The organism is Sulfitobacter sp. EhC04 (assembly GCF_001650875.1).
Lineage (GTDB): Bacteria > Pseudomonadota > Alphaproteobacteria > Rhodobacterales > Rhodobacteraceae > Sulfitobacter.
In genome coordinates this window covers 1-5,680 of sequence record NZ_LXYI01000064.1, presented here as the reverse complement: position 1 = coordinate 5,680, position 5,680 = coordinate 1, and the positions used below count along the sequence as shown (strand labels likewise).

4 protein-coding genes and 1 pseudogene are annotated in these 5,680 nt (G+C 60.8%); 3 read left to right on the top strand and 2 right to left on the bottom strand.

Features of this window, described 5'->3' with window-relative positions; translation table 11 throughout:
- Positions 1-2,369 (top strand): caspase family protein (locus tag A8B82_RS20485; RefSeq protein WP_235604755.1); only part of this gene is annotated, 2,369 nt, incomplete at its 5' end.
- A 105-nt stretch (positions 2,370-2,474) separates the two neighbouring features.
- Positions 2,475-2,774, top strand: a pseudogene (locus A8B82_RS20480) (DDE-type integrase/transposase/recombinase); the annotation flags it as partial.
- Positions 2,775-2,944: 170 nt separating this feature from the next.
- Here the strand turns inward: A8B82_RS20480 and A8B82_RS20475 are convergent.
- The gene (locus A8B82_RS20475; RefSeq protein ID WP_067296755.1) at positions 2,945-4,255 is read right to left on the bottom strand and encodes an aspartate aminotransferase family protein; all 1,311 of its coding nucleotides are present in this window, start codon (positions 4,253-4,255) and stop codon (positions 2,945-2,947) included.
- Positions 4,252-4,428 (bottom strand): hypothetical protein, encoded by a 177-nt coding sequence (locus A8B82_RS24055; RefSeq protein ID WP_201120862.1) that lies wholly within the window; start codon positions 4,426-4,428, stop codon positions 4,252-4,254. The genes A8B82_RS20475 and A8B82_RS24055 overlap by 4 nt, the downstream gene beginning before the upstream one ends.
- A 124-nt stretch (positions 4,429-4,552) precedes the next feature.
- On the opposite strand from A8B82_RS24055, the gene A8B82_RS20470 reads away from it, so the two are divergent.
- On the top strand, positions 4,553-5,374 hold the full coding sequence (locus A8B82_RS20470; protein WP_067296752.1) for a DsbA family protein: 822 nt from the start codon (positions 4,553-4,555) through the stop codon (positions 5,372-5,374).
- Positions 5,375-5,680 lie beyond the last annotated feature (306 nt).

Here is a 5,680-nt window from a genome sequence, read left to right as displayed (position 1 = left end):
GGCGGTGCCGGTGGTTGGGGCGGGTGATGCCCATCGCCCCCGCACTGGACACAGGTCTGCGCCATCTGTTGACGGGGCTTGCATTGGGCACATTGATGTCAACCGTCGCCCTGTCACAGGCTGCCCCGAACCCTGCGCGCCTTGCCGTGGTGATCGGCAATCAGGACTACGCCGAAATCCCCGATCTGGGCAACGCGCGACACGATGCAGAACGCATGGCAGACCTGTTGCGGACCGAAGGATTCACGGTCTTTGACGCTTATGACATCGACCGTCGCGGGTTCGAGGATCTGCTGCGCACCTCGATCCTGAATGTCTCCGACGGGGCGGAAATCGTGTTTTTCTATGCCGGTCACGGCCTTCAGATCGGACGCCGGAACTATCTGCTGCCCGTCGATGTGGCCTTCGACAGCATCTATGATCTCCCGGTGGAGAGCGTGACACTCGACCGGGCGATCGAAGTGCTGTCCGCGCGGGGCGAGGTGCATGTGGCGATCATCGACGCCTGCCGCGACAATCCGTTTCCCGATAAGATGATGGCGGGAAATCTGGACGCCAGCCTGTTCGAAACCCGCAGCGGTTTCGACGCCTTCCAGACCCCTTTGAATTCGCTTGTGGCCTTTTCAACCGCTCCCGGCATGGTCGCCTTCGACGGTCAGGGCGGTGAAAACAGCCCCTATACCGCGGCGATTCTGGCGGCGGTCGATGCCTATCCCGATGACGACATCCTGTCGGTCTTTGCCCGCGTACGCGAAAACGTCTACAAGTCGACCAAGGGCAAACAAGTGCCATGGGAAAGCTCTACGCTGGTGCAACCGTTCCGGTTGCGCAAGCAGGGCGCCCCGACGCCGCCGGTGCTCCTTGCCGAGACTGATCCGGCGCAGGAAGGTGCCAGCAGTGAAACCCGGACAGCATCAGAACCGGCTACCCTGCCCGCCGCGGTGACGATCACGGCGACATATGATCGCGACGTACCGCTGACAGCCGCGCTCACACGGGCGCTGAAGCTGACCGAGGCTCTGGATTTCGCCGTCACGACACCCCCGTCCGACGGCACCCTGAGCGTCGTGGACAATGGCGTGATCTATCGGCCCCGGCTAAGCGAACGGCCCGCGACCACGCGCCAGCTCAATCTTTCCGACAGTTTCACCGTCACCTTCGACCTGCCCGATGGCCCCGCCCCCGTGACAGTCACGCTGGACATGGAGGTCAATGGTTGCGATCTGGCGGCGGGTGACGCGCTGGACCCTGGCGGCGTCGGCTTTTACCGGCTTCCGAACGAGATCGAAATCGCTCCCGCGCTGGCCGACTGCCGCGCGGCAGTCTCGCAGAATCCCGATACGCCCCGTTTCCGCTATCAGCTGGGCCGTGCCGAACAGGCCGCCGGCCTTTTCAAGGCCAGCTTCGACAACTTTTCCGCCGCGGCTGACGCCGGTCACATCCGGGCGCTGAACGGCACCGCGCGGTTGCTGATCACCGACAAGATCGACCGCGCAGCAGCGGACATCGCCGCCGATCCGATCCGCGCAATGGCGCTCTACGATCAGGGCATCGCGGCGGGTGATCCCTATGCGATGCACTCCAAAGGCCTGCACCTGCTGCGCAACAGCGACACCGATCAGGGGCGGCAGGAGGGGTTCGAACTGCTCGACCGCGCGGCAGAACTTGGCCACACCTATTCAATGAACGAACTGGGCATCTACTTCCTGACGCCCGACACCAATCACTTCCTGCCCGAACGGGGCATGCGCTATCTGCGCGCCTCCGCCGCGCGAAACGACATCTATGGATATTTCAACCTTGGTTTCGTGGCGCAAAACGGGTTGACCGAAGACGGAATCGACCTCGCCTCCGCCTATGACTGGTTCGTGAAAGCCGCAGACGGCGGGCATCCCATCGGCCCCGCCGCACTGGGTCGGATGATCGTCAACGGTCAGGTGCCGGACCAGGGTCCGCAACAGGCGGTGGAGTGGTACGATCAGGGCCTTGCCCGTGGCGACGGATGGGGTGGCGTCAATGCCGCCGAGCTTATCCTGAACAGTGCCGTACAGGGCCAGACCCGCACGTCCGCCCTGATCCGTCTGGCCAAGGCGCGGCATCTGTCGAACTCAAAAGCCTCCGAGGCCGCTGCCGCTCTGCTTGCCAACCAGCCGCCAAAGGAACTGGCACTGGCCACGCAGACGCTGCTGGTGGAACTGGGTGCGACGATGCCGATCGACGGCGCGATTGGCCCAATGACTCGGCGCATCCTCGACCGGATGGCGCAGGACAACGGCCTGCCACCCGCCTCGAACGACCGCCTGTCCGAGCTTGAAACCGCCGCACGCGTCTACTGGGCCGAACGCCCGACGCGACCTGACCTGTTCTGACCCCAGAACAGCCTCCCGGGTTTTGTCGCAAACTTTCGGAATACGGGCCTGCTTACCAAGCCGTGATAGACGCCGACCTTTGAATTGGAGGGTGGGTATCGGAACGTGGCGATTGACTTCAAAGGTAGCCAGTATCCGAAAAACGTCATCCTGTATGCGGTGTTTTTCTATGTCCGATATGCGGTTTCCTATCGCGATTTGGAGGAGGTCGTGGCGGAACGAGATTTCGAAGTCGACCATGCGAACTTGAACCGGTGGGTCGTGAAATATGCCCCGTTGATTGCCGCAAACGCCGAAGCGAGGAAGCGACCGACAGCCGTTTCCTGAAGGATGGACGAGACTTACATCAAGGTCAAAGGCAAGTGGGCCTCCTATTATCGAGCCATCGACAAATTCGGAAAGTCACGACAATCCGCATTCCAGCAATTTGCGACACTTGCTGGATAACTTTGACCAGCGTCAGCTTTGAATCTGCAATTTGACAAACTTTGCGACAGAACCCCCGGTCATCGTCGACCAGCGGAACTGCATTTGCCTGTGGCTTCGATATTGAATTCTCCTTCATGGTTGCCGTGTCAAGCGCTTGCTGCAAAGGCAGCGGCGACGGCGTCGAGGAACATCTGCGCCTCCGCCCTTTGCAGCACCAGCGGCGGGCGGATCTTGAGGACATTTGCCCCCGGCCCCGTCGCGCTGATCAGCACACCGTTTTGCCGCAGGTGGTTGACGACAAAGGCCGTGCGGACGGCATCCGGCGCGCCGTCTTTCTCGATCTCAACGGCCAGGAACAAACCGGCACCCCGGACATCGACGATTCCCGGCACCTGTCCCGCAATGTCGCGCAGACCGTCCTTCAGGAAGGCACCGATCCGAAGCGCGTTGTCCTGCAGCCCTTCGCCTTCGATCACGTCCAGCACCGCCATGCCAGCGGCGGCGGCGACCGGATTGCCGCCGAAGGTGTTGAAATAGCGCGCCTTGCTGCCGAACTCTGCCACCTGACCGGGCCGCATGGCGACACCGGACAGCGGAAATCCGTTGCCCATCGGCTTGCCCATGGTCACCATGTCCGGCACCAGCCCGTGCCGCCCGAAGCCCCAGAACGCCTCGCCCGTGCGACCGAACCCCGGCTGCACCTCGTCGGCGATGAAGATGCCGCCCTCTGCGCGGATCAGATCCACCGCGGGTTTCAGGAAGCCCGCAGGATCGGGATAAAGCCCGTCGCTGGAAAACACGGTATCGACGATGAAGGCCGCCGGTTCGATCCCGTCGCGCCGCATCGCCGCGATGGCCCCAGCGAGATCCGTCGCCAGCCGCGCACCCTGTTCCGCAGGCGGCACTGACAGCGCGTTCGGGGCCGGGATCAGCCGCACCCGGTCACCTCTTTGGACAAAATCACCCAGGGACGGCGACAGCTCCGACACCGCTTCGGTCAGACCGTGGTAGGCCAGTTTGGTCACGATCACCCCTTGCCGCCGCAGATGTAACCGGGTGATGCGCAGCGCCAGATCGTTCGCCTCGGACCCGGTGCAGGTGAACATCACATGCCCCAGCGCGTCGGGCATCGTCGCCAGCAGCCGTTCGGCATAGGCCACCACCCCGTCGTGCAGATAGCGGGTGTGGGTATTCAGCGTGCTCATCTGCGCCGTAACAGCCTCCACCACTTTCGGATGACAATGCCCGACGGAGGCGACGTTGTTGTAGCAGTCGAGATACCGCTTGCCTGACTTGTCCCACAGCCACACGCCCTCGCCCCGCACCAGATGAAGCGGCTCCTGGTAGAACAGGCGGTATGCCGGGCCCATGACCTTTTCGCGGCGCGCGATCAGCGCGGCATCCTCGGTGTCGAGCCCAGCTGACCGGCTGCTGTCGTAGGCGTTGACCATTGTCATCTCATGTTCTCCTTGCGCGACAGGGCCGCCAGGGCCCCCTCCGTGCCAATCCTGTCCAGCGCGTTCAGCCCGCGCAACGATGCGGCCCCGTTGCGCAGGATATAGGCGGCGTTGTCGGGATAGGGGCACTCCAATCCTTCTGTAAATTTGTGTAACCGGTGCTGTAGTGTCATCGTTTTGCTCAATTAAATGACACAGGAGGTTTCCGGTGCTGCGAATTACGCCGCGCGTTGAAATAGAAGACCAGCGCTGTCGATGACTTGGGGCACGGCGCAGCGAATCCCCTAACTTGGGATCATGGGTGTGGTGATCAAGCCCAAAGGGCAGGTCTTGGAAAGAAGTGAAAAGATGCAGTTGAAACGCGTGGGCAAAAGTGCCGTTCGGCGACCTGAATTGCGCCAAACGGTTATTGCACTTTGTGCAAGTGTTTTGATGTTTTCTTGTCAACCGGTCGCGGCTGACATGACAGATAAGCAATTCGAAGAACGGCTGCGGAGCTACCTTCTTGCACACCCTGAGATTGTCCTTGAAGCGATGAAGACGTTGTCAGAGCGAGAGAGGCGTGCTGCGCAGACCGCGCAAATCACCAAGCATGCGGACATGTTTGAGCAGACACCAATTCTGGGCATCGGCCCCGATGCGGCACCACATACTGTCATTGAGTTTTTCGATTACCGCTGTGCGCCTTGCAAAGCGTTGCATCCAAAATTGCAGGCCGCTTTGAAAGATCACCCTACAATCCGGGTCGAAATGCGGCATCTGCCCATACTGTCACCCGGATCTGAGCGTGGTGCGCGCTTTGCACTGGCGGCGAAGAATGTCGGCAGCCCCGCGAAATATCGCAGTGTGCATGAGGCATTGTGGACGTTGAAAGGCCCTTTACAGGAGTCAACTTTCGAAAAGATTGCGCTGGAACATGGTTTGGATTGGCCCGCGGTACGTGCTGAGATGAAAAGCGATGCTGTGTCAGAGCGTATCAGCACCAATCGAGATATTGCAGTCGATCTGCAAATCCTTGGCACACCGGCCTTTGTCACCCCCACATCCGTCAGTTTTGGGGGCACGGATGCAGAGGCTTTGGTGGCCGGTTGGCTTGGGTTCAGGAGCCACCAACCTTAATCCACTGGCGCAAATCCACCGAAATATCAGCGGCTAGGGACGCGCATGGAAGAGTGGTTCTCTTTTCAAGCGATCCAAGCCGCTGAGGTGAAGTTGAATTTCTCACAATTCAAAGGACCGCCTCCAAATACAAGCGCGTATCTCCCCCTGTCTGGCCGGGGTCGCACTTTGTTCCAAGGCAGTAGGGTTCGATGCCGGTCCATTGAACGTCGGTCAAACCATGTTGGCTCAAAGTTGCACTCCTTCGTTGCAACCTTGAATCTGGACCTGTCACGCTTTAGTGCCGCCCCAAGTGCTCGTTTAGGC

What these genes read in the sequence shown, in the direction of transcription:
- A8B82_RS20475 (WP_067296755.1), bottom strand. Translation starts at nt 4,255, where the DNA reads ATGACAATGGTCAACGCCTACGACAGCAGCCGGTCAGCTGGGCTCGAC.
- A8B82_RS24055 (WP_201120862.1), bottom strand. Translation starts at nt 4,428, where the DNA reads ATGACACTACAGCACCGGTTACACAAATTTACAGAAGGATTGGAGTGC.
- A8B82_RS20470 (WP_067296752.1), top strand. Translation starts at nt 4,553, where the DNA reads ATGGGTGTGGTGATCAAGCCCAAAGGGCAGGTCTTGGAAAGAAGTGAA.